Origin of the sequence: Paenibacillus sp. S25, assembly GCF_019454085.1 — a bacterium.
Classification (GTDB): Bacteria; Bacillota; Bacilli; order Paenibacillales; family Paenibacillaceae; genus Paenibacillus; species Paenibacillus polymyxa_B.
This window is the reverse complement of sequence record NZ_CP073683.1, coordinates 2742501-2767864: the sequence shown is the minus strand read 5'-3', so window position 1 is coordinate 2767864 and position 25364 is coordinate 2742501. Positions and strand designations below refer to the sequence as shown.

General features: G+C 43.3%; 20 protein-coding genes and 2 rRNA genes (1 of these 22 only partly in view). 2 read left to right on the top strand and 20 right to left on the bottom strand.

Annotated features, from left to right (window positions below):
• Nucleotides 1-72: 72 nt before the first annotated feature.
• From KAI37_RS12190 to KAI37_RS12120, 15 genes are all read right to left on the bottom strand, one after another.
• Nucleotides 73-549: an RNA polymerase sigma factor gene (locus tag KAI37_RS12190; RefSeq protein WP_076294701.1), complete on the bottom strand. Its 477-nt coding sequence runs from the start codon at nucleotides 547-549 to the stop codon at nucleotides 73-75.
• Nucleotides 550-589: 40 nt separating this feature from the next.
• Nucleotides 590-1531: a polysaccharide deacetylase family protein gene (locus KAI37_RS12185; RefSeq protein WP_220031362.1), complete on the bottom strand. Its 942-nt coding sequence runs from the start codon at nucleotides 1529-1531 to the stop codon at nucleotides 590-592.
• A gap of 67 nt (nucleotides 1532-1598) precedes the next feature.
• Nucleotides 1599-2813: an ABC transporter permease gene (locus KAI37_RS12180; RefSeq protein WP_076294699.1), complete on the bottom strand. Its 1215-nt coding sequence runs from the start codon at nucleotides 2811-2813 to the stop codon at nucleotides 1599-1601.
• A complete protein-coding gene (locus tag KAI37_RS12175) occupies nucleotides 2810-3547 on the bottom strand; it encodes an ABC transporter ATP-binding protein (RefSeq protein ID WP_025723380.1) in 738 nt (245 codons plus the stop codon). The genes KAI37_RS12180 and KAI37_RS12175 overlap by 4 nt, the downstream gene beginning before the upstream one ends.
• The gene (locus KAI37_RS12170; protein WP_220031361.1) at nucleotides 3544-5013 is read right to left on the bottom strand and encodes an efflux RND transporter periplasmic adaptor subunit; all 1470 of its coding nucleotides are present in this window, start codon (nucleotides 5011-5013) and stop codon (nucleotides 3544-3546) included. The genes KAI37_RS12175 and KAI37_RS12170 overlap by 4 nt, the downstream gene beginning before the upstream one ends.
• 35 nt (nucleotides 5014-5048) lie before the next feature.
• Nucleotides 5049-6152, bottom strand: a complete 1104-nt coding sequence (locus KAI37_RS12165; RefSeq protein WP_220031360.1) for a TolC family protein — start codon at nucleotides 6150-6152, stop codon at nucleotides 5049-5051.
• 209 nt (nucleotides 6153-6361) lie between these two features.
• Complete coding sequence (locus KAI37_RS12160; protein ID WP_220031359.1) at nucleotides 6362-8374, bottom strand: ABC transporter permease; 2013 nt, start codon at nucleotides 8372-8374, stop codon at nucleotides 6362-6364.
• A complete protein-coding gene (locus KAI37_RS12155) occupies nucleotides 8340-9119 on the bottom strand; it encodes an ABC transporter ATP-binding protein (RefSeq protein ID WP_220031358.1) in 780 nt (259 codons plus the stop codon). The genes KAI37_RS12160 and KAI37_RS12155 overlap by 35 nt, the downstream gene beginning before the upstream one ends.
• A 101-nt stretch (nucleotides 9120-9220) precedes the next feature.
• Nucleotides 9221-10207, bottom strand: a complete 987-nt coding sequence (locus KAI37_RS12150) for a sensor histidine kinase (protein WP_220031357.1) — start codon at nucleotides 10205-10207, stop codon at nucleotides 9221-9223.
• Nucleotides 10204-10905 (bottom strand): response regulator transcription factor, encoded by a 702-nt coding sequence (locus tag KAI37_RS12145; protein WP_220031356.1) that lies wholly within the window; start codon nucleotides 10903-10905, stop codon nucleotides 10204-10206. Before KAI37_RS12145 ends, KAI37_RS12150 begins: the two co-directional genes overlap by 4 nt.
• A gap of 489 nt (nucleotides 10906-11394) precedes the next feature.
• Nucleotides 11395-12237: a carbohydrate ABC transporter permease gene (locus tag KAI37_RS12140; RefSeq protein WP_025723644.1), complete on the bottom strand. Its 843-nt coding sequence runs from the start codon at nucleotides 12235-12237 to the stop codon at nucleotides 11395-11397.
• Nucleotides 12238-12265: 28 nt separating this feature from the next.
• Complete coding sequence (locus tag KAI37_RS12135; protein WP_025723645.1) at nucleotides 12266-13144, bottom strand: carbohydrate ABC transporter permease; 879 nt, start codon at nucleotides 13142-13144, stop codon at nucleotides 12266-12268.
• Nucleotides 13145-13222: 78 nt separating this feature from the next.
• The gene (locus tag KAI37_RS12130) at nucleotides 13223-14524 is read right to left on the bottom strand and encodes an ABC transporter substrate-binding protein (protein ID WP_076294690.1); all 1302 of its coding nucleotides are present in this window, start codon (nucleotides 14522-14524) and stop codon (nucleotides 13223-13225) included.
• 197 nt (nucleotides 14525-14721) lie between these two features.
• Nucleotides 14722-15828, bottom strand: a complete 1107-nt coding sequence (locus KAI37_RS12125) for a response regulator transcription factor (protein WP_076294689.1) — start codon at nucleotides 15826-15828, stop codon at nucleotides 14722-14724.
• A complete protein-coding gene (locus KAI37_RS12120; protein WP_220031355.1) occupies nucleotides 15821-17629 on the bottom strand; it encodes a cache domain-containing sensor histidine kinase in 1809 nt (602 codons plus the stop codon). Before KAI37_RS12120 ends, KAI37_RS12125 begins: the two co-directional genes overlap by 8 nt.
• Nucleotides 17630-17806: 177 nt before the next feature.
• Between KAI37_RS12120 and KAI37_RS12115 the strand changes: the two genes are divergently transcribed.
• Nucleotides 17807-18793, top strand: a complete 987-nt coding sequence (locus tag KAI37_RS12115; protein WP_220031354.1) for a LacI family DNA-binding transcriptional regulator — start codon at nucleotides 17807-17809, stop codon at nucleotides 18791-18793.
• 82 nt (nucleotides 18794-18875) lie between these two features.
• Complete coding sequence (locus KAI37_RS12110; protein WP_220031353.1) at nucleotides 18876-21152, top strand: alpha-galactosidase; 2277 nt, start codon at nucleotides 18876-18878, stop codon at nucleotides 21150-21152.
• Between the two features lie 122 nt (nucleotides 21153-21274).
• On the opposite strand, the gene KAI37_RS12105 is transcribed toward KAI37_RS12110, so the two are convergent.
• From KAI37_RS12105 to KAI37_RS12085, 5 genes are all read right to left on the bottom strand, one after another.
• On the bottom strand, nucleotides 21275-21820 hold the full coding sequence (locus tag KAI37_RS12105; RefSeq protein WP_220031352.1) for a GNAT family N-acetyltransferase: 546 nt from the start codon (nucleotides 21818-21820) through the stop codon (nucleotides 21275-21277).
• A complete protein-coding gene (locus tag KAI37_RS12100; RefSeq protein ID WP_104494942.1) occupies nucleotides 21817-22542 on the bottom strand; it encodes a YjjG family noncanonical pyrimidine nucleotidase in 726 nt (241 codons plus the stop codon). The genes KAI37_RS12105 and KAI37_RS12100 overlap by 4 nt, the downstream gene beginning before the upstream one ends.
• Nucleotides 22543-22818: 276 nt before the next feature.
• Complete coding sequence (locus tag KAI37_RS12095) at nucleotides 22819-23670, bottom strand: alpha/beta fold hydrolase (protein ID WP_220031351.1); 852 nt, start codon at nucleotides 23668-23670, stop codon at nucleotides 22819-22821.
• Between the two features lie 277 nt (nucleotides 23671-23947).
• Nucleotides 23948-24064: ribosomal RNA gene (gene rrf / locus KAI37_RS12090) — 5S ribosomal RNA — on the bottom strand.
• A 150-nt stretch (nucleotides 24065-24214) separates the two neighbouring features.
• Nucleotides 24215-25364 (bottom strand): 23S ribosomal RNA (locus KAI37_RS12085); it runs 1781 nt beyond the window's last position.

Here is a 25364-nt window from a genome sequence, read left to right as displayed (position 1 = left end):
GACTCAATGTCTACTCCTCTTTAAGAAATTATTCTTTTTCTTAGATTTAGTACTGTTGTCGTCCACATCAGTTCAGGAAATATATCTTAATTTAATGCGTCTTGAAGCTCTGTGCAGCGAAGACTTTACTGAATTTTCACTCTTGTTTAAGATTTTAGCCGTTTCCTTTATGGAGTATCCTCGGACTAAACGCAATTCAAGTACCGTCCTTTGCTCGGTATTACTTGCCATCAAAAGAATTCGATTGACCTCCTCCTGAATTTCAAAATCGAGGGTATCCCAGCGACAGTAGGGCAGTTCCTTACGTAAGTTGTATTCATCCATCTTTTTTCGTTTTCTTATTAAATCTATAGCTAAATTTTTAGCAATTCTCAAAAGATAAAATCGAATACGATCTTGAGGCAAGTCAGGTGAAGCTCTTATAAACCGAATAAAGCACTCATGTAACAAATCTTCAGCATCCTGTTTGTTATGCAATATCCTCAATAGATAGCCAAAGAGGTCTGATTTGCAAGATAAATATAGATCCTCCACACCTTTAATATCCATATTATTGCTTGTCCCTTCTGTTTTGTTTGGAATCGGCAAGTCACTTTATTGTCTTAAATTCATATCCCTGCTTTTTTAAATATCTTATGATTTCAGGCAAGGCTTTGGCTGTTTCTTCCTTCCCATAAGTGTCATGCATGAGTACCACTGCTTTTTCTCTAGTCCCCATGTTCCTTATGAATTCGCGAATTAATTGTTCAGCATTCTTAGGTGCACCTTCTGCATCTTTAGGTAACACATTCCAGTCAATCTGATGATAATCCTTAGCCTGTAGAGCTTTGTCCAGCACTTCCATACCATCGGGATCATTTCTCTGCCATGTCATATGGCCGCCTGGAAAACGAATTACTCTTGTAGAAAAATTCTGCCCCAATATTTGCTTTAAAACTTGATTTGTTTTTTCAATATCGTTCATAAAAACACTCAAATTCACAGTCTGATTAGGATACAAATAACTGTAGTCATGTGAGTAGGTATGATTTCCGATAGCATGTCCTTCCTTAACCACTCTTTTTGTTATTTTTTTAGCCACTTCATTTTCTTCTACTGCTTTTCCTACTACAAAAAACGTTGCTTTCACATTTTCTTCTTTAAGAACATCCAATATTTTAGGCGTTACGGTGACCGATGGTCCATCATCAAAAGATAAATAGACTACTTTTTTACCGTCTATCCCCTCAGGCCGATGCCCTTGCATTTGCTGATTCAAGTACTTTTCAACAAATGCTGCATCTTCAACACCCGAAACATTTTTTAGAGGTGATTCGCTCCCTTTGGATTCGTTATTTAATTTGTCGGTTGATACTGATTTTATTTTTTCTGCAAATTCAATCGTTTTTACCGGCTGTGGTTTACTACTAAAGATATCAAAGAGTTTTAGAATAATTAGAACAATACAAATGATAATAATAAACAGTAGCCTTCTTCTATTTCTCTTCATCTGATGAGCTCTGGTTCTATTTTGCGTATAGCTTTTTTCCATAGTATATGTTCCTCCAAAAATCTAGAAGCTGTTACGTATTCAGTTTGCGACTACGTGCCAATTAAAATTATTCGTATCTCAATGCATCAATAGGCTTTAAACTTGCTGCTTTATAAGCCGGGTATACTCCAAATAGGATGCCTGTGCCCGCAGAGCTAAGAAATGAATATATAATAGGCGAGATTGTAAATTCAATGGTCATATGTGCCGTTGCTTCGATTATTTTGGAGGCTCCTATGCCTGTTACAACCCCAATTGTACCTCCCAACAGACCAAAGATGACCGCTTCGGACAGGAATTGAATCATAATATCTCTCGGCTTGGCGCCAATGGCTTTCCGAATACCGATTTCTCTTGTACGCTCTATAACCGAAACCATCATAATATTCATAATTCCGATTCCCCCTACCACGAGCGATATCGCGGCTACACCACCCAGCAAGCTGGTCATGATACTATCTACACCGGAGGCTGCACCTGCTGCCTCTGACAGACTCATGATTTGAAATTGATCCGGTTCCGAGGGTTTTAGCTGATGCGTTACACGCAAGCTATCCAATATGTCTGAACGAGCCTGATCCATCAAAGCTGGTGACTTGGCGGACACGTCCAATCCCGTAATATTCTTCTCACCCAGACGGTTCATCATGGTTGTAGCAGGGATGTAAATTTGTTCATTAGTACTGTAGCTTAATTTCGTTACTGGCTGAGTATTTAATACTCCGATTACTTTGAAAGGGATCTGTTTAATTTGAAACGTTCGTCCCAATACATTTTGGGTATCTCCACCAAAAAGACGTTGAACCGCTTGGCTTTCAAGAATGGCGACATTCATGCGTTTATCCATTTCATCGTTGGTAAATGTTCTGCCCTCGGCAAAGGAAAACTTTTTGACCTTATAAAATGAAGCGGAGGTCCCTACAATAGTGGCGTTATAGTTATATCGCCCCCACGTAGCTTTTGAATTGCTTGTTATATTTGGCATCAATGCATCTATGGAATTCTTTTGTTCTAACGCCTCCACATCAGCCCAAGTAAACGATGGCATGTTGTCATAATCTATTTCACCATCTACCATTGTCATCGCTGGCGCAACCATCAATACGTTATTTCCCAATTTGCTAATTTCTGCCTTTATCTGGGTGGTAGAGCCGTTTCCGATCGCCATAATGGCAATAACCGCTGCCACCCCGATAATAATACCGAGAATCGTTAAAAAGGAGCGCAGCTTATTGGTCGTTAAACTATTAATTGATACACGGATCGTTTCCATCAAATTCATAGGCTCGCCATCCTTGATGAAATTCTTCTATTGGTAATGCTTTCATCCCGCTCAATATCCCCATCCCGAAAGCTGATCAACCGCTTGGCATATTCAGCGATTTCCAGCTCATGAGTAACCAAGACGATGGTTTTCCCCTGCTCATTCAAACCCTGAAACAGCTCCATAATCTCGACGCTCGTCTTCGTATCCAGTGCCCCCGTAGGCTCATCCGCCAGCAGAATAACAGGATTATTCACCAACGCACGCGCAATAGAGACACGTTGCTGCTGACCGCCAGAAAGCTCGTTAGGTTTGTTGTACATCCGTTCTGCAAGGCCTACACTTCGAAGCGCCTCCACGGCTCGTTCCCGGCGTTCCTTGGCAGGTATACCTGCATACATCATAGGTAGCTCTACATTTGCTAATGCTGTAGTTCGGGAAAGTAGATAGAATTTTTGAAACACAAAACCCAGTTTCTGATTTCGAATCTCGGAAAGCTCGTTCTCACGAGCATCCAATATGGAATACCCATCTAGATAATACTTCCCGGTATCAGGATGATCGAGGCACCCAATGACATTCATCATGGTGGACTTACCCGAACCAGAGGGACCCATTATGGCAACAAACTCACCTTCGCTAATAGATAAATTCACACCACGTAGAGCCTGAATCTCCTGTCCGCCTACCTCATATATTTTTTTTAATGCTTTAATTTCAATAACGTTTTTATTTAATTGAACTTCGTTCATTGTGCCTGACCCCCATCAGGGTCCTGGCCCTCTTGACTGCCATTCGAACCAGCATCGCCCTGAGGCGGAATAACAATGGTCTCGCCTTCCTTGACACCGGACTTGATTTCGGCCTGATCCGCTGTATAAACACCCAGCTTCACTGGTCTGAATTCATAATCTGCAGGATTATTCGGATTCTTTGCTACATATACTCCGTCCACTCCACCTTCGGATCTCAATGCAAACAATGGAACAGACAACGCACCTTTACGTTCAGCCAAAAGGAGTGACACATCCATGTTCATCCCCGGTTGAAGTCTTATCTTTTGACTTTCCAAAGACAATTCGATTTTGTATGTAGTCACATTGGATTCGGTAATCGGCTCTGGAGAAACAAAGAGGACTTCGCCATTGAATTGTTTGTCCGGGAAAGAATTCGTGTGCATCGTAGCCCGGAGCCCAGTTCTCATTTTAGCAATATCACTTTCGTTAACCTTGGCACTAACCTTCATAACGCCTGTATTGGAGTTGTTCATAACAATGAAAGGTGCTGTAGGACTGGTACCCACATCGCCGTTGATCTTCAACACAATTCCATCCCACGGGGCTGTAACCTGTAATTTGTTCAGGACACTTTTTTTCTGCTCCAACTCCGTTTCAGCCTGTTGTAAAGAGGCCTGAGCAGATTGAATGTTAGAAACATCAGGCGGGGACTGTGCTGCCTTTAATTGTATTAAAGCTGTTTTGTAGCCCATTTCCGCGTCCTCAATGGCCTGATTTTGTTTGACCTGTACCTTTTTATATTGCAGCTCAGCATTACTTATATCCAATTTTGCCTTATCTAAGTTTTGCTTGGCCGTCGCGAGGTCACTTTCTGCTGCCGCATCATTCTGAACCAGATAAGCCTGGTCATCATAATCCTTTTGTGCTTTATCCAAAGTCACCTTGGCTGCCTCTTTTTGTGCAGTGGCTTCCTCTAATTCCATCCCGTCCTTGGCTGTTTTTATCGCCATCTGTGCCTTTAAGACATTTGCCTTCTGGAGCTCAATATCACTGGTCTTCGGTCCACGCTTGGTTTCCTCCAGCTTGGCTCGGGCAATCGCTACATTGGATTCAGCATTTTTAATTTGTAACCTGGAATCGGAATCATCCAAACGAGCTAGCACTTGACCCGCCTTGACACTATCTCCTGCTTTGACATTGACAGCAATGAGCTTGGCACCCTCAACATTTGTAAAATTAATATTCACTTCCTTAGATGCCTGAACGGTCCCAGTCACTTTAAGCGACTCGGTCATGTTTGTTTTCTGTACCTGTACGATCTGGTTCGCAGGACTCTCCACAGGCTTTTCCTGCCCCTTTTTCATATAAATAAAGCTTCCAATTCCCGCTATAATAATCAAGACAAGAATACCTATGATCCCTTTCAACCTTTTTTTTCTTCTTAACACTTGCAATGCATCTTTCTTTTCTGTTTCCGACAATGTTATATCCCCTTAAAATGTATTTTTTCTAAAACCTATACGCTCCATGGTTTGTTTAAAGCATGTTGCAGCATTGTCATTTGAACAATTAATTCATCCTTATTCCGTTCAATTTGCTTCACTTTTAACTGATTAGTGGCTACCTCCGTACCTGTAGCAAATCCTCGTTCCTTTTTTTTACGTGATATATCTAATACTTTATTAGCGTTCTGTAGATTACTTTGCATTTGTTCGTATTGTTCATAACTCTGTTGTAAGTTAAAGTACATATTCTTCAGTGTTTCGGCTAATTGATCCTTGGTATTTTCCAATCCGCCTTCCGCGGAGTCTACATCAATCTGTTTAATTTCATAATCGTCAGTTCCCGAGTTCCACGTGTAATATTTAATTTCCATCTTGGCCAGCTTGACAGCCTCCTCCTGCCTCCATACCGAAGGACTCGCCGAAATGGCACGCGTCACAAGCGTATCTAAATTCGTGTTATCCATCTTCCGATAAACAGGTCGATCCACCAGTTCATACACCGTACCTTGAGGTTGGCCCATTTGCGTATTTAGTGAATCCATCGCTTTTTGTAGTGCAGCCTTTGCAATGTCTACATTCTTTTGAGCCTCTATACGAGTCTGAATAATCGTGCTTTGATCACCTGGAGAAATTTTTCCACGGTTGGCCTTCGCTTCAGCAGCTTTTTCTTCCAGTAGTGCGAGCGAAAGTGCATCCTCACTGCTCTTTACTTTGTTTTCAGCTAGAAGTACGTCATAATAATTCTTCATTGCAGAGTAATCGGCCTGATCTTGGGCAAGTTCGATTTGCTTTTTGGATTCCAAATAAGAAACTGTCGATGAGGCATACCCTTTCCAGGCTGAACTACTAGCCGCATCTTCTTCACCGTTGCCTGTACCTGCCGGAATAAAATCCAGATTTTTACCTGCATTTTTTAGGTTAATCCGGTTACGATCTATCGTTTGCTGGGCCTCCTTCAAGCTAAAGCTATTAGATCGTGCCCATTGCTGTGCTTGACTCAGTGTTATTTTCACACTTGCATTGGAAACCTGCTGCTGCTCTGCGTGAACAAAGGACTCTGAAAAAGAACTGGTCGATAAGGCCGACAACAATAAAATGAACAAACGTTTTTTCATAGAACCCCCCTCTTTCTAAGTTTCATTAAGTCTAATAAATACGTTGTTATATGAATTTAAATTCTTCCTCTACACTACAATTTCTTTGTATGACTCCCCATCAAGGATGTCGTGAATTGAGAACTGCATCTTCTATCATCCGTGCAGATTCCAGAAGGGAGGTATAATCCTGCCCTCCTGCTATTCTTTCACACACGGCTTATCGCTCTTTACAGCATCTTTAAATCCAATTGACGAAGGTACAGGAAACGTACAATAAGAAAGGAAAAGAATTGGATTGCCCAAAAGCAAAGCATAATCTGAATAAGCGTATGATGAAAGGGTACTACATATATTCCAGATGGTTCCGACATAAATAAACAAAGCACTACTCCTACGGATGATACGACTAATGGCAGAAGAAATAGGAAAGCAATTTGTCTGGATGCAGCTCGTCTCATTTCCCTTGAGTTTAGTCCGATTTTCGATAAAGCACGGTATATTTCCTCATCCCGTTGAAGATCTACATACAATCTGAAATACAACAGACTTACAGTGCTTGCCAACATAATAATGGCGATAAATCCGCCAATAAATTCACTAATATTCAGATCCATCTCCGATGTCAAATAATCCACCGCTCTAGAGTTAAGCACCCCTTTATTCACCTTGTTGGCCAACACGGAATACAACCATATCTCCTGTTGAGTTTCAGAAGTTTCTAATGAAAGTTGACCATTCTTCCATTTTGGCACAAAATAATAAACTGATTTGTATGCTAATGGAACATTGAAATACCGTTGTTTAACTAAATGGTCGTAAGTTCCATCTGAAACAACAAGTAACCTTCCTAGTTCAGAGATGATGTTTTCAACAAACTTTGTGCTATGGTCTATCTTCTGAGTATCCGTAATCTGAATATTCATAGTCTGAGCTTTTCCTTGATTGTAAGTTAGCCTTTTTTCAAAAAAGGTTTTCTGTTCTTCTAAAGACATTCCATTAGAATCAAAAATGAAAATGCCTTGATGATCCCGAAGTGCAGCTGTCTGTTTTAGTTCCTTAAACCTGGAAGTAAGAGCTTCATAGTTGGATTGTTTCATCACAGGTGCGAGCTGTTCACGAAAGGGAAAGATCAGTATTTCACTTTTCGAATAATCCACCCCAGCCGTATAAAGATTTTGGTCAATCTCTTTTTCAAGCTCGATAAAACTTACAACATCAGAAGTAAATGCGAATGAATAAGATTGCTCCCTTAGAAATCTTTTTTGCTGCTGCATGGAGTCAAAAGTTGACGCTGCTCCTACACAGGAAATGATAGAAATTAAGGTAATCAATGAAAACAGCCCGGCATTATTCCTAATTTTGTATGTGATCTCAGATAACCATAACAAACGTGTTCCGCTCCAAGACCATTTCCTGTTAGCTCTAAGCAATTGAATGAATAGTACACATAATTGAGTATAAAATAAGTAAGTACCAATAAACCCCATTACAATTGTGTATTTAAATGTGTCTCCAACCGAATAGTGCAATATATAAAAAGAAAGAGTTCCTAAACGATACGGTGCCAGATAAATGTATGGTGGAAAATCAAGCTTCATTAAATATACAGCCGCTCCTATTAACGCTATTGCAAGAAAGGACAGACTCCATGAAGCTTTTAATTCCTTTTTGAGCTGTGGAACCTTGCTAAAAAGCTGCTGTAATTTAAAATGGCGTATGAAGAAAACAGACACAAGTGAGATTAATATAAACAAAAACATAAAGCCAATTCCTGTGAAAGCCAGTGCTTTCCAAGGAAAATAAAACGTTAAATACATTCCTATGACATTGGAGCCCAAAAGCAGAAAGAATTTCGCTGAAATAAATCCTCCGATAATCCCGGTAACCAAGGATAAAAAGCCTATAATTAGATTTTCATATGCCACCAAAAAATAAATTTGTCTGTGATGTGTCCCTAAAATGGTCAGTATACCCAATTCTTTCTTACGTGCAGCAACAAAGATATGGTTTGTGTATAATACGAAAAAAAAGGAAAATACAAAAATCAACAGATCAGCAACTTGTAATCCTTTTTTTACATTAGCTGCTGTGATTGCACTTGAGACATCCGGGTGAAAAATAAATATCGCATATACGAAAAAAATCGAAATCATCAATGAGCTGCTTAAATAATAAGGTACATAAGCACGTACATTGCGTTTGAGATTATTCCATGCTAACTGACGAAAGCTCATGTGCATGTCTAATTCCCCCCAAAAAGGAGAGCATATCTATGATTTCCTGAAAAAATATTTGCTGACTATGACTACGGTGGATTTCATTATATAACTCACCATCTTTTATAAAAATTACCCGATCACAATAACTGGCTTCCATTGCACCGTGTGTTACCAGCACGATTGTGGAATAATCTACACGGTGGATAAGTCCCAGCATTTCCATCACAACACGTGAAGACTTGGAATCGAGATTTCCAGTGGGTTCATCTGCGAGCAGGAGTGAAGGAGAGTGAATCATAGCCCTACCAATGGCTGCCCGTTGCTTTTGTCCCCCTGACACCTCATAAGGCCGTTTATCCAAAATATCAAAAATATCCAGTTTCTTCGCTACCTCTTCCAGTTTGTGCTCCATTTCCTTTAATCCTTTTTTATTCAGCATCAGAGGAAACAGTATGTTCTCTCCCAAAGTGAGGGTTTCCAGCAAATTATAGTCCTGAAATACAAGTCCCAGCTCTTTGCGACGAAATAAAGCCAGCTTATCCTTCTTGAGCTGATTTAGATTTTCACCTTTAATGCAAACCTCGCCAGAAGTCGGCATATCAATGGTCGAAATCATGTTTAATAATGTGGTCTTCCCACTACCAGACGGCCCCATAATACCAACAAACTCACCTTGTTTGATCGTTAAATGGATGTTGTTAAGGGCTCGGTAGGGAACCTTGCCATAGTATATTTTGGTGACTTGATCCATTCGTACAATCTCCATAATTCATTCCTTTCCTTTTCCTATGTTATGATCATAATCCATCCAGACAAGTGAAGCGATCGATTAACATTACAAAAACCTTAAATGTGTTGTAAGGTTTCTCATTTGTGAATTGAAAACAGGATTTGAACCGTCGTCCCTTCACCAACCGTCGATTTCAGTTGAATGTCATGATTCAGTCTTTTGCAGATTTCAGACACTAAATAGAGTCCCATCCCGGTTGATTCACGATACTTCCGCCCATTTTCACCTGTATAATAAGCCTCAAATACCCGTTCTACGTCTTTTTTAGGGATACCAATCCCCTCATCCTGTACTTCCAACACAATGACATGCTCTCTTACGTCAGACATTAGTTTCAGACTGCGGGCATGACCTGAAGAGTATTTCACCGCATTGGTCACCAATTGGTTAATTATGAATCTTAGCCACTTGGCATCGGTAATCACACTCAACCGCTCGTCCACTTCATTGGAAGGATAAATTTCGTTGCGAATCAATAACCTTTTGTTATCATAAATCACATCACTAACCAGTTTTCGTAATACAACAGGCTCCACATGAAAGTCAGGTTCAAAAGATTCCAACCGTGACATATATAAAATCATGTCTAGTCCTTTTCCCATTCGATCAATCTCATCGTGAATCTGATCCGATTCGGGATCTATTTTTCCTTTAAGGATTAAATGAATAACAGAAAGAGGAGTTTTCATCTGGTGAACCCACTGATTGATAAACGTAATATGATCGCGCTGCTGATGCTCTAACTGATGAATTCGGGACTGATACAATCGGTAATATTGTAAAAGCAAATGTTGCAAAGAAGAGGCTAACGGATTAAGTACCTTCATCTGAATAAGCTCATCTAAATCTCTAATGTTTGCAGTGGATAATATGCGATATAAACCAGAGTACATGACATACCGGAAGAGCAAATAAACCAGCAAAATGGAGGCCCCAAAAAAGACGGAATACAGGGCCGTCGACCAGTTACGGTAACCATCCATCCAATAGATACTTAACACAAGAAAAAGTTGGGTGATATTAAAAATCACCAGCGAAAAATGGTCGCGCCAAAAAAGCTTCACCGTTCTTCCTCCTCACTCAAGTGAAGCCGATAGCCAGCCCCTCTAACCGTCTCTATGATATCCTCCAGTCCCAGCTCACTCAGCTTTTTTCGGACCCGAGTGACATAAACATTCAGTGTGTTTTCGCCCACATATTGGTGGTCATCCCATAAAGCCTCTAAGAGATGAACTCTACCCACAACCTGCTTAGGATACGTCATCAATAGCTCTAGCAGTGCTGCTTCCTTCTGGCTAATTTCTACCTGCTTGTCATGGAATATAAGTTCCATAATATCGGGATATAGCGTCAAATCTGCCACTTTTAAGGAACGTGATTTTGGGGCAACAGCATAAGAGCCATAGGCACGTCGCAGATTGCTTTCTACTTTGGCTAATAGTACTTCGGGATAAAATGGTTTCGTAATGTAATCATCTGCTCCGTTTTGCAAAGCAATGACCTGATCCATTTTATCATCGCGTGCAGACACAAAAAGGATGGGGCATGTAGACTGAGTCCGTATTTGCCTGCACCAATAAAATCCATCAAAGCGAGGTAGATTCACATCAAGTAGTACCAAATCAGGCTTTACCTCTTGAAAGATAGCCAGAACTTGATCAAAATTTGAAACGTTAATCCCTTGATAACCATATTTCTCAAGATAGGATTGGAGCAAGGAACTGATTTGAGGATCATCCTCTACTATTAATATCTTTTGCATCGTGTTTTCTACCTTCTTAGTGCTTGAATTTTTAACAACTGATTTCTCTATATAATGCCTTTATTTGATCGTTCAAGCAATAACAACAATCTAACCCCCTTGGTTGTAGATTTAGGAGGTTTTCATGGTGGTGTATATTGAATCCCGAATAATATGCATGGTACCGAGCACCAGAGTGATTAACAATATAATTATAATAACGATAACGGTGACTGTTATAATGGTTTTTTTGGGAATTTTTAATGTTTCATTGAAACTTTGCTTTGGATCTTTCAAAATCTGCTCACTTCTTTCCTTGCCTAGCTGTTTACCAGCATAACAGCTTCTACATAATGAACAACAGTTGAAACTTACAAAAACCTTTATTTTGTTGTAAGGTTTCTGATTAGCCACAAACCATCGTCAGATTAAACTAGCGTATGTACATAACAAAAATGCCCGGCTAGAGAATCTTTTTTCTGATTCTCAAGCCCGGGCAGTTTATCCTTTCTATCCTTTTACAGCGGAACCCACCGTCATTGCCCGCTCCACTTGTTCACTCAAGAACAGATAGACTAGTACCATCGGTAGGGAAGCGATAGTCATAACAGCTCCCATGGCCCCCCAATCCGTGCTGTAGGAGCCCTGGAAGAAAAGCAAGCCTAGCGGCAAGGTCTTCATATTCTCATCAGAAATCAGAATATAGGCCAAAGTGAACTCATTCCAGTTGTTCAAGAACTGAAAAATGGCTACAGTCGCAATTGCAGGCATTGCAAGCGGCATAATGATTTTCAGGAACAGTCTATAAATATTAGCTCCATCCATACATGCCGCCTCTTCAATCTCCTTGGGAATCCCTGCCAGGAACCCATAGAAAATCATTGACGAGAAAGGAAGGCCAATTGCGATATAGGGAAGAATAAGAGCTCCATACGTATTCGTAAGATGAAAATCGCGAACCAGAATCGCCAGCGGTATCATAATAACCTGTAGCGGCATAAACATTCCTATGATCATATAAGTTCGTACAGCAGACCGAAACCTCCACCTCATGCGAGCCACTGCAAAGGCAAACATCAGTGCCAGTAAAAGGATGAACAGAGTCGAAATCGTTGATACGACCAGACTGTTCAGAAAGTAACGAGGGATATTAAATTGCGTCCAGGCATTGATGTAATTTTCGTAACGAAAATGCGTTGGTAGTCCGAATGGGTTGGTAACAAAGATCTCATCATTGTTCTTCAACGAGTAGGAAACCATCCAGAACAACGGATAAATCGAAACAATCACATACAACCACAGCGGTATCTGCAGGACAGCTTGTCTGAACTTGCTCACAGCGGTTTTACTCATTTCGTTCTCCTTTTCAATACGCACCTCATTAGGCGGTTTGTCCGCGATCAAACAGCTTATTGATAACTACAGTTGCCAGCAGCGAGATCAGTACAAGCAGCACAGATACAGCACACGCATAGCCATAGTTGCTCTCCATAAAAGCATAGCGGTAAATCATGAATGTCATTGTATAATTTGTAGTCCCAGGTCCCCCGTTGGTCATAATCAGCATCTGCACAAAGGCGCCTATCCCAGAGGTAATCGCGATAATGAAGCAGAATTTGTACGTTTCCCTCATCAGAGGAAGTGTAACATGCAGATGCGCTCTCCATTTGCTGCAACCGTCAATCGTGGCGGCTTCAAAGTAGTCCTCAGGTACTGACTTAACCCCTGCATATAGCAGCGCGAATTGATACCCCATAAATTGCCAGGCATTAACGAAGGCGATGGCAATAATTGATGCTGTCGGGGAGCTCAGCCAATTTTGCTGATACGGGATATTCAAAAGATCGAACAGCCGGTTGATCAGTCCGTTGGTCGGGTCGTAAATGGCGATCCACAGCTGGCACACCACAGTTACCGACAGAACAACCGGAATAAAATAAGCCGTTTTCAGTATTTTCCGCCCGCGTGTACGCGGGTCTGCACAGATCAGCGCCAATAGCGTTCCCAGTCCAATCTGAAAGACCACCAGTACAATTGCAAATATCAATCCGTTCTTAAGCGAAGTGGAAAGTAAAGGATCAGAAAAGAGCTCCCGGTAATTACTCAATCCCGAAAAGATCGGTGTACTAAGGCCATCCCAATCATAAAAGCTACGAAGAACGGTCTGCAGAACGGGATAAATCAGGATCACACTGTACAGGATCAAAGCAGGGAGCAGAAACAGTGCCAGCGCCGATTTGTTCCCCAAATATTTATTCATGTGTTGCTTCCACCCCTTATTTTCGGGACGGCTCCCCCCAGCGACTTATGTCGCCAGAGGTTGCTTGTCCCTGGATTATCAGTTTTCTTTCTCCAATGTACTGTTCAGATTGTTCACAAAACCCTCTGCCAAAAAGTTGTCCACCATCAGATTCTGAGTATTGTCATTGATTGTGTTCTGAATTTTGGTATTACTCAGAAGCTGAGCATATTCCTTGGCGTTTGGCAGCAACTCTTTGGCGACTCGCTGCATCATTGCTGGAACATTGGGGGCAATTTGCTTATCGACTTTCGGCGAAATGATTGGACTTCCGAGTTGGGTATATTTGTACTCGGCTGACTTTGTCGCAAGGAATGCTGCTACTTTTACGGCAGTTTCCTTATTTTCGCTACTCGAGGATACTGCGTAACCCTGTGGCGAACCTGCACCGTCGATAAAATATTTGGACTTCTCGTAGGTTGCTTCATCCTTTGCTGGCCAGTACATCCAGTCGACCTGGTCGCCCAGCTTTTCCTGTGAACTGTAAATTTCCCATTGTCCGTTCACAAACATGGCAGCCTTTCCCTGATAGAACAGGGACGATGCCTGATCATAATTGGTGTTCGTGGCATTTGCGTCGAACAATCCGGCTTGCTGCAATTGCTTCATCTGCTGTGCTGCCGTTACAAACGCTTCTGGCAATGCTTTTACACCTTTCTGATCAAGTGCTCCGAATCCTTGTGGCTGCTCTCTTGTGACCAGCCCATTATAAAAAGCAGTCGTAATCCACTTTTCCTTGGCAAAGATCGACATGGGCACATAACCTGCAGCTTTCAACTTTTTAGCTGCTTCGCCCATTTGATCAATCGTCCTAATCGGCGTTTCGATCCCCGCCTTCTCAAAAATCAACTTGTTGTAATAGATAAGCTGGAATTCAATGCCTGTATCCGGATAAGCATACACATGATTATCTGGAGCTACTAAACGAGACTCAACACCCGGATTAAGATTCTCCTTGAATTTAGCCGTTGTCTCATAGTTGTCCAGCACCTCGACATTTTTCGATTTTGCTAAAGTTTGCAGAGTTGGCCAATCGGTGAAATAAATGTCCGGCATGTTTCCTGTCGCTGCATAAGTCTTTAGCTTCTGGTATCCGTCCTGAACGGCAGGATCCAGTTCAATCTCAACGTTTGGCATGTCCTTTTTGAGTTCTTCCACGGCATAATCGAACGGCTTGGTGGTATCGGCGTCAAAATGCTGCGCATATACCTTCAATTTGATCGTTGTGTCTCCCGTCCCGCCCTGGGAGGAAGCTGATTTATCTCCACCACAAGCGACCAATCCAATAGAGATGGTGAGCACTAGCAAAGCTGCACCCCAACTTCTGTAAGTTTTTTTCATTTGTTTAATCCCCCTTATGCAATGTGTTTTATGTTTGCGCTTTCATTTGCATGACTACAGTATACTCCCGCTTCTTTTCTTGATTAAGGAATAAAACGGGCATAATCAGTAAAAAACGGGACAAATAGAGCAGCGGTTCTCCATATAGGAAAACCGCCAGGCTTAAATCGATGTTGTTCTGCCTCGCAGGACAACATCTACCTCTTTTGGAGTTGCTCATATTCAGTCGGTGTCATGCCAAAGCGTTTCTTGAAGCATTTGCTGAAATAATTGGGGTCACTGTATCCAACACTTTCAGCGATTTCCGCCAACTTCCGATTTCTGTTCAGTAAGAGCTCCTTAGCCTTCTTCATCCGAATGTGTGTAATATGATCCACTATGGAGAAGCCGGACTCCTTGCGGAAGACGCGCCGCAGATAGCTGGGATCGACGAAAACCCCGCACGAAACCTGCTCAGCAGACAACTCTGTGTCTGCATAATGCTCCTCGATATAGGTGATCGCCGCAGCAAAAAGATTGGAAGCCTTCGTAGAGTGCATATTCTCCATCAATTGGATCAGCCTGCGGTACAAAGCGAGCATCCATCCTTCAGCAGCCTCCCAGGAATCTAACTCCCGGAGCCGGTCGTAAGGAGACTTGTTCAAACCTTCATCCCATAGCCGATCATAAGGAATGCCGCGTTCACTTGCAAAGGAAAGTGCTAGAGATACGATTCCCATAAGCATCGCGTCCGCGTATTCATCCCCCCACTTATATTTACTAAGCTGCTGGATTGCCTTACGGACTTCCTCTAACGTTTCACTGTCTTTCAATCGAAGGTCTAGCACGACTGCATCACGCAGATGGCCTAAATCAGGCATACTTGCTCTGCCGTGCAACGCTTCGCTACCATGCTTACCCCACTCGGTACTTTCGCTCTCCTGCAGAAACACCGGTAGTTTCGGCTTAATACGTTCCAACATCGATAGCATTTCTTCCGCATTGAACGGCTTCAACAAATAATCCTGCACTCCGGTTCGAACCGCCTTCTGTAGGTATTCAAATTCGTTATGTCCGGATATGAATACAATAACGATGCGTTCGAACTTGACTTTCAACCTCTCGGCTAATTCAATCCCATCAATGAAGGGCATATTGATATCTACGAGGGCGAGATGCGGCTGATGCCGCTCGGCTTCTTGAAGTGCTTCCTGTCCGTTCCTTGCTTCGCAGCAAACCCTAAAGCCATGACTTTCCCAATCTATTTTTATACGCAGAAAGTCTCGGAACAGCGGCTCATCATCGACAATCATCACTTTATACATCTTTGTGTTCACTCCCCTTTGGCAGCATCGGCAGCGACAGGTCAACAGTTGTTCCCTCCGCGAGAATACTTTGAACGGATATCCCATACTCCTCGCCAAAATATAGACTCAGTCGTTGCTGAACACTGTAGGTACCGATTGATCGTATTCCTTCTTTCGGTAAATGTCTGGACATAATAGTCTGAACTTGGAATTCATCCATCCCCACACCGTTGTCCTCCACCCGAACGATCACCATATCGCCCTGTTTAAAGGCAAAAATACGGATAAAACCTTTTGTTCCTTTCTTCTTAAGACCATGGTAAATCGAATTCTCGACAAGCGGCTGAAGCGAGAGCTTCGGGATAGGTGTACCTGCAAGATCGGGAGGGATATCCACTTCATAGCGAAACACATCGGGATATCGGATTTGCAAAATCGTCAAGTAATCATCAGTAATCTGAGCTTCCTTTTCTAAAGTAATTAATTCCCGTCCCTTGTTCAGCACCATTCGATAAAAATCTGCCAGCGCTTTTGTAGTATCTCTAGCCTCATCATTACGATCTAACTCATTGAGTGCATAAATGGTATCCAAAGTGTTGTACAGAAAATGCGGTTTAATTTGGGCGCTTATCAGTGCAAGCTCATATTCACGCTTACGGTTCTGTTCCTGCCTTACCTCATCCAGCAGCTCCCGAACTCGTCTTACCATAAAGTTAAACGCTTCAGCAATCGTACCGATCTCATCCTCTGTGCGGACTGTCGTAACCGCTTGCAAGTCACCAGTTACTACTTTTCGCATGGCCCTAGTCAGTTGTTCGAGAGGGCTAACGACCATTTTGGATAGAAAGCTAGCGCCCAGCCAGGAAAAAACAAGGCACAATACGCCGATTAAGAGCGACAATCTAACATTTTGCCGGACATCAGCGGTAAGCAGGCTAAGAGATACGATATTGACCAACTTCCACTCCATCCGGTTATAATCAGTGACCGTTACCAGGTTACCCTCATACTCGAATGAGCACGTTCCTTGGGATGCATTAGGCGCACAACGTTGGATGGCCTCACCTAGCTGTGGATTCACCGGATTCATCAGCATCTCATTGTCTTCTGCCACCGCCACCCGCATTCCGTTATCTAAAAAATAATACGATTTGGGCGCATCCGGATCGCTGGAACGGAAGTAATCGGACAAACCTTCTTCCTTCACTAACAGAAAAAGGGTTCCATAGGGTTCGCCCGTGTCTATATTAATGACCGTCTTCCCCAACGTCAAAACCGGAGAGTTTGGATCTGGTGTTAGGAAATCCCTCTTCTCCATATCAAACCAGAGTGCCTGTCCATAACTTTCGGATTCCCTTACCCGCTTAAGCATGCTATAGATTTTGCGATCATCCCCACTTTCGGTATAAGAGGCGAAAATTGTCCCTTCATTATCAATGAATACAGCGGCATCCACCTCACGAAAGATTGACAAATCAATGGATAGGCGGCTCTGCATCAAGTTTCCAAACTGAATAGGCTCCATCGCAGTACCAGGTTTGGCACCGTATGAATCATACATCCGGTTAATATTCGTCACCATAATATTGGCCGCCGTTTCCACACTGCTGAATATGTAATCGGTCCGAGACAAGATAAGCTGAGACTCATCGACCACGTTGCTGGTGGTTCGGTCTATCAAAGAACGGCTGAAAAGCTGATTGGACAACAGTCCTAGAGTAAGCAGAGAAACAATAATTAGCGGAAGAAATACCGTTATAACCTTGCTTTTAAAGCGAAGTCGACCAAACCACTTACGAGCTAGTGACAGAATATTCAACTAGGACCCCTCCGTCATCAAGAGAATATTCAACATGTTAACACAAACAATCTCTACAGTAGTAGATCAAAAATAATGTTAAAAAAATTCAACCGTCCATCTTGAAAGTGCCAAAGAGATGTGTTAGGATTAAGTCGATTTTTAGTAAAATTATTAACTAAAAAGGTGTGAGCTCTTTTGGCAACCATTAAAGACATTGCCCGCGAAGCGGGTGTGTCTGCCGCAACCGTTTCAAGGGTTTTAAATAACGATCTGTCACTGTCCGTAAGCCCCGACACCAAAAGCAGAATTTTTTTGGTTGCCGAGCAACTCGAGTATAAGCCTACCCGGCTGAGGCAATTAAAGCAGAATACGGAACGTGCCGGGAAAACGGTCTCCCTCCTGCTGTGGTGTTCTATTGAGGAGGAAAGAGACGATCCGTATTACGCCTCGATCCGCCGTGGAATCGAACTGCACTGTGAAGAGCTTGGATTGACGTTGGGCCAGACCTTGCGAGGCCGCTCATCCATTGACACCCTCCAGAAGGCTGACGGTCTGATTGTTGTGGGCGGCGTTGATCCTGAAGAGGTATTCAAACTTCATCCTGACAAGAACACCATTGTCCTTGTCGACCAGTACCATGAACAGCTGGAGTATGATTCTGTACGACTTCATTTCCGGCAAGCTGTTGATCAGGCACTCGGACATCTACTTGAGCTTGGCCACCGACAAATCGGATTTATCGGCGGTAAGAGCGACGGTGAGCGAAGAGCGCATTATTTTGAACGATTCATGCGGGAACAGGGGTTGTACAATCCTCAATTCGTCCGTATAGGTGCCTGGAGTACCGCGGATGGTTATCTCATGATGAACGAACTTCTAACCCAACAGGAACGACCGACGGCCTGCTTCGCTGCAAGCGATCCGCTCGCCATTGGTGCCCTCCGCGCCCTTCATGGACATGGAGTCAAAGTACCAGAGGATATGGCTGTTGTCGGCTTCGACGACATTGAGATGGCAGCCTTCGTGCAGCCTCCACTAACTACTGTCCGTGCCTATCCTGAACAGATGGGAAAGGCTGCCGTGCAACTGCTCTCTGAACGGTTTGAGGGGCGTGAACCACCTGCGTACAGCGTGATCGGGACTAAGCTTGTCATTCGGGAGAGCTCATGCAAAAAAGGCTAACATCAGTACTTGAGAGTCTTATTGTCATTGATCAGTATCCTTACGTAAAACAATAATGATAAACCCCTAAGGAGTGAATATCATGAACATTCATGTTAACGAAGCGCTTGGTTTGTTTCATTTGCAGTCCAAGGATTGCAGCTATATTATCCAGCTTGTAGAAGGATATCCCGCACATGTCTATTGGGGAGCTCAACTTCATCATGACCAAAGTCTCGCAAGTATATTGGAGCTTAGGGAGCGTTGCTCCTTCTCTCCCACTCCCGTTTCTTCCAGCAGTACAATTTCTTTGGACACGCTTCCTCAGGAATACCCCCAGTATGGAACAAGCGACTTTCGTCAACCAGCTTACCAGGTTGCACTTGTGGATGGAACTCGGACTACGGAGCTGAAATATAGTGGTTACCGTATTGAACCGGGTAAACCAAAGCTCGAGGGACTTCCTTCCGTCTATACCGAATCGGATGATGAAGCCACAACCCTCTTTTTGATCCTTGAAGATCAATACACGGGGCTTAAGACTACACTGCTCTATACTGTATTTGCGAACCACAGTGCCATTGCTAGGTCTACTCTTTTTGAACAAAAGGGAAGCGCTACCATAAATATTGAACACGCCATGAGCGCCTCTGTCGACTTCGCCGATTCCAACTACCAAGCTCTTTACTTACCTGGAGCCTGGGTTCGGGAAAGACATATCCAACGCCGCGATCTCGGACCCGGCTCCCTTCGGCTCGAGAGCCGAAGGGGTTCCAGCAGTCACCAAATGAATCCATTTCTGGCACTGCTTCGTCCTGATGCGACTGAAGATCGTGGGGATGTGTACGGTTTCAGTCTAATCTACAGCAGCAACTTCGTCGCACAGGCAGAAGTAGAGCAGTTCAATCAGACTCGTGTAAGTATCGGAATCAATCCTTTTGACTTCTCCTGGCGGCTTGAGCCGGGTCAGTCATTCCAGACCCCTGAAGCCGTATTGGTCTTTTCCGAAGAAGGTCTTGGGGGCATGTCACGCACCTATCACCGACTCTATCGCACACGTCTTTGCCGGGGGACTTACCGTGACAAAGAGCGTCCTATTCTCGTGAACAATTGGGAAGCCACGTATTTCGACTTCGACGCCGATAAAATCGAAGCGATTGCCAAGGAAGCAGGCCCCCTTGGAATTGAGCTCTTTGTTCTAGATGACGGTTGGTTTGGTAAGCGCGACAACGACGACAATTCGCTTGGGGACTGGTTTGAAGACCGTCGCAAGTTGCCTGGCGGGCTTGCCGACCTGGCCAAACGGGTTAATGAACAAGGATTACAGTTTGGCTTGTGGGTTGAGCCGGAAATGGTATCACCTGATAGTGAACTGTACCGCAACCATCCCGATTGGTGCCTGCATGCGGAAGGTCGGCGGCGGACGGAAGGCCGATCCCAACTGGTGCTCGATCTCTCCCGCAAGGAAGTATGCGACTACTTGTACGAGACGCTTAGCTCCGTATTCTCGATCGCTCCGATTACTTATGTCAAGTGGGACATGAACCGTAATATGACGGAGATTGCTTCGGCTACAGCTCCTAGCGAGCGACAAAAGGAAACTGCGCACCGTTATATGCTCGGACTTTACGATCTGCTGGAACGTCTGACTTCCCAGTTCCCGGACATCTTGTTCGAAAGCTGTTCCGGAGGCGGTGGACGATTCGATCCAGGAATGCTCTACTATATGCCGCAGACATGGACCAGTGATGATACTGATGCCATTGAAAGATTGGCTATCCAGTACGGCACAAGCATCGTGTATCCGGCCAGTACCATGGGCGCACACGTATCGAATGTACCGAATCACCAGGTGGGGAGAATCACCTCCCTCGCTATACGCGGCGACGTGGCAATGAGCGGGAATTTTGGCTACGAACTTGACCTAACTGCCTTTACAAATGAAGAAAAGGAGCTCGCTGCCAAACAAATCGCCCAGTATAAGGAAATTCGTTCCCTTGTACAGCAAGGAGATATGTATCGACTCCTTAGTCCATTTGAGGGCCGAGGCGACACGGCCTGGATGTTCGTTAGCGAGGACCAGTCCGAAGCTTTTGTCGCTTACTTCCGTGTACTAGCTGAACCAAATGGGCCCATCCGGCGACTAACTCTAAAAGGACTTGACCCAGATAAAAAGTATATAATCGAACACGGAGCGACGGGCAACACTGCAGTCCATACGGGTAATACCTTAGTGGAAGATGGCGGTTCCCCCTTCCGCGTAGCATTTAATGGAGAAATTTTCGGAGGTGACCGCCTCATGAGAATTGGGCTTGTTGTCTCCGATCTCACTGGAGATTTCGCCAGCTCTACCTTCCGCCTTAAAGCTGTCTCCTGCTAATCATGGACCAGCCAGTGACGATAAAAAAATTAAAACAAGGCAGGCCGATTTTCCGGCCTGCCTTGTTTTATAACTTTGGTCCTTGTAGATTAAAGACACACAAGAGATTGCCAAGCAATTGATCATTTAATAGCATCCTTGACTTTGATTCTCCATATCATATGATCAGAGCCTGCTCCCCAATAATCTTTTAATAAATAATCAGGAGTTCCAAATTTCTTTTTCCATATTTTCTGCGCAATACGATATCCACTATCTAAACAAAATTCTTCTACTCCTCTATTTTTCAGTGTCAGATACATTGATTTCAACAATAAATTCCCTACCCCAATCTTCTGGTAGTCAGGGTGAACAAATACAGTTCCTACCTCGCACAAATTTTTAAAGGTATTATTGGTCGATTTACTTATTAGTTCACTTACCGGTCCATATTCAATAGAACCCATTATTTGATTCCCATCTACAGCGATTAAGAAATATCGTTGTTCACCGTGACTCTCAAAGTCACGTTCCAAATATACCCTCTTAGTCTCAAGTTCCTCCTCTATGTCTTCCAACATATGACCAATGCCTTCTTTAGCAAACGTGTCTATAATCACAATTCTAAACAATTCATTTATCTTTTCGATGTCCTTAATTTCCGGTCTTCTGATTTCGACATTATTCATCTAATTTCAGCCGATGTACGTTTCAGTACGAGACGCTTTGAAAGCACACGATTCGATAACTCCATCAGGCTTTTTATTTCATAAGTGGGTTGAATGCCAGACACATTTGTTTTCCCAGCGGGGTTGAACCAGCAGGTATCGATTCCGTATTGGTTCCCTCCTTGAATATCCGAGGTCAAAGAATCACCAACCATGAGAACCTTACTTTTATCTGAAATAGCTAGCTTAGTAAATGCGTAATCGAAAATACCAGCTTGTGGCTTTTGGCAACCCACTTCCTCCGAAATAATTACCTGCTCAAATACATCACGCAGCGGTGAAAGCTGAATTCTGGAGGTTTGCACCTCTTTGATTCCATTCGTAATGATCGCCAAACGACAATCAGACAGCATATCACATAATTCAACCGCTCCGTCCATCAAAAAAGCACCTTCGCCCAAATAACGTAAATATGCTGCACTAAAGGCATCTGGATTGAAATCTAGATCATGAATAGTAAATAATCGCTTAAACCGTTCCACACGCAGTTGCGCTGAGGTAATGTGTCCTTCCTCTGCCTCTCGCCACAACGCACTGTTGATTTCATCATAACTAGCTTTATACTCAGTAGCCCCTTGTGGCAATCCAAATTGGGTAAATGTATTATGTAGCGCATGACTTTCTGCCTTTTTAAAATCAAACAACGTATCATCGACATCAAATAAAATAATTTCGTATTTCATAACAACCTCCATATCATTTCTTCACTAAATTGTTATTGAATTCCATAAGCCTTAGATTTGTTTCTGTTGGAAGTATAACAAAAAAACTAACAATACATTATTACCTTTCGGTTATTATACAGAACCTAGTTAAGCCGTCACGTCACTAATAAAAAAGTCATAGTATTTTTCATCGGTGCAAAAGGTAAATAACACTCAATAAAAATGCCCGTAAAAATGAGAATCACGCTCATTTTACGGGCTACTGAGTATCTAAGAGATGTTTTAGCAAAAATCCTAGTGATCATCATTAATCCATTTGGCTAATGTTTGATCTAAACAATGAGGTTCTTCAAACATCGGGTTATGCCCACTATATTCAAAAATCACTTTTTTCACGTTCTCGTAGGTGTCATCGACCCTATCCCATAATGAAACAGGTGCAACCAAATAATCATACCTTCCCAAACCAATAAATACGGGTTTATGGATATCCGCCAGGGATTGTATCAAATTCATGTTACCGAAAGCTTCTCCCCATAAATAATCAATGATAGGCATGTTCGTGTACACATCATTCCACGTGTAAGCCGCATCATAGGCATAATCATAAAAGCTTTGAGCTCCCATACGTATACACAAGTGAACAAATCTTCTATCAGGGTCTCTTTTGATATCTTCCTCTAATAAAACGATGTCCTTTTCAAAACGTTCCTTTCTTTCTGGACTGGCCGTTTCATAAAAGAATGAAGCGCTCTGCCGCTGTCTTTCCTGGCTGTTCGTAGGTGCTGAATTTAAAAGCACCACTTTTTGAACATAGTCCGGGTATTGTTTAGCATATTCCAAAGCCATAAAGGCATGCCCGGAATGTCCTAATATGATAAATTCATTTAGATGAAGACATTGTCTTGCTGTTTCTATATCATTAATAACTTTATCCAAAGTATAGTCTTCTGGTTTTAAAGCTCGAGTTGGTTTTGCAAACCCTCTATGATCCAGGAAAATAAACTGAAACTTTTTATATAAATGGTCTGAAAATAAGCGAGGATAATATACACTACTGCCGATCACCAATATCGGCCTTCCGTTACCTGTTATAGCATATTTCAGCTCAAATCCATCACTAATAACTGTTTGATAAGTGCTCATTTATAATCTCCTTTTCTGTTTTAAATCACTCCCTTTCCTTTGTGTGATTCCCTTGTATTCTCCATAGAACGTTCCAACACTTCAACTCACCTCAGAAAGTACATTTATTTTTATGAGAAAAGTTTAACATGGTTTTTTCAAAAACAAAACTGGGTTATTTTTGTCTTACTTGTCTTTACTTATGGGATCCATACTGGATTTTTGACAAGCACATCTTTTTGGAAACAAAAAAACCGCGATAATCGCGGTTTTTTATGTAGAGGTCATACTTTTATTTGCTTGGCGACGTCCTACTCTCCCAGGACCCTGCGGTCCAAGTACCATCGGCGCTGGAGGGCTTAACGGTCGTGTTCGGGATGGGTACGTGTGGAACCCCTCCGCTATCGCCACCAAACATGAATTTGTTGTGCAAATTCTACCGTACGGTTATTCGGTTCATCACTTATCGTGTGAATGAATAGCCATGCGCTTGTCGTATGTCACTTGTACATACTTTCAAGGTTACACCCTGAAAACTGGATCCGAAACTCATTTGCGTTTTATTTAGGATAAACCCTCGACCGATTAGTATTGGTCAGCTCCATGCATTACTGCACTTCCACCCCCAACCTATCTACCTCGTCGTCTTCAAGGGGTCTTACTAATTGGGAAATCTCATCTTGAGGGGGGCTTCACGCTTAGATGCTTTCAGCGCTTATCCCTTCCGTACATAGCTACCCAGCGGTGCTCCTGGCGGAACAACTGGTACACCAGCGGTACGTCCATCCCGGTCCTCTCGTACTAAGGACAGCTCCTCTCAAATTTCCTACGCCCACGACAGATAGGGACCGAACTGTCTCACGACGTTCTGAACCCAGCTCGCGTACCGCTTTAATGGGCGAACAGCCCAACCCTTGGGACCTACTTCAGCCCCAGGATGCGATGAGCCGACATCGAGGTGCCAAACCTCCCCGTCGATGTGGACTCTTGGGGGAGATAAGCCTGTTATCCCCAGGGTAGCTTTTATCCGTTGAGCGATGGCCCTTCCATGCGGTACCACCGGATCACTAAGCCCGACTTTCGTCCCTGCTCGACTTGTAGGTCTCGCAGTCAAGCTCCCTTCTGCCTTTGCACTCTTCGAATGATTTCCAACCATTCTGAGGGAACCTTGGGGCGCCTCCGTTACTCTTTAGGAGGCGACCGCCCCAGTCAAACTGCCCACCTGACACTGTCCTCGCACCGGATTACGGTACCAAGTTAGAACCTAGATACGATCAGGGTGGTATCCCAAGGATGCCTCCTCTCAAGCTGGCGCTCAAGATTCAACGGCTCCCACCTATCCTGTACAGATCGTACCCAAATTCAATATCAAGCTGCAGTAAAGCTCCATGGGGTCTTTCCGTCTTGTCGCGGGTAACCTGCATCTTCACAGGTATTAAAATTTCACCGGATCTCTCGTTGAGACAGCGCCCAAGTCGTTACGCCATTCGTGCGGGTCAGAATTTACCTGACAAGGAATTTCGCTACCTTAGGACCGTTATAGTTACGGCCGCCGTTTACTGGGGCTTCGGTTCATAGCTTCGCCCCGAAGGGCTTACCACTCCCCTTAACCTTCCAGCACCGGGCAGGCGTCAGCCCGTATACTTCGCCTTGCGGCTTCGCACAGACCTGTGTTTTTGCTAAACAGTCGCTTGGGCCTTTTCACTGCGGCCCCC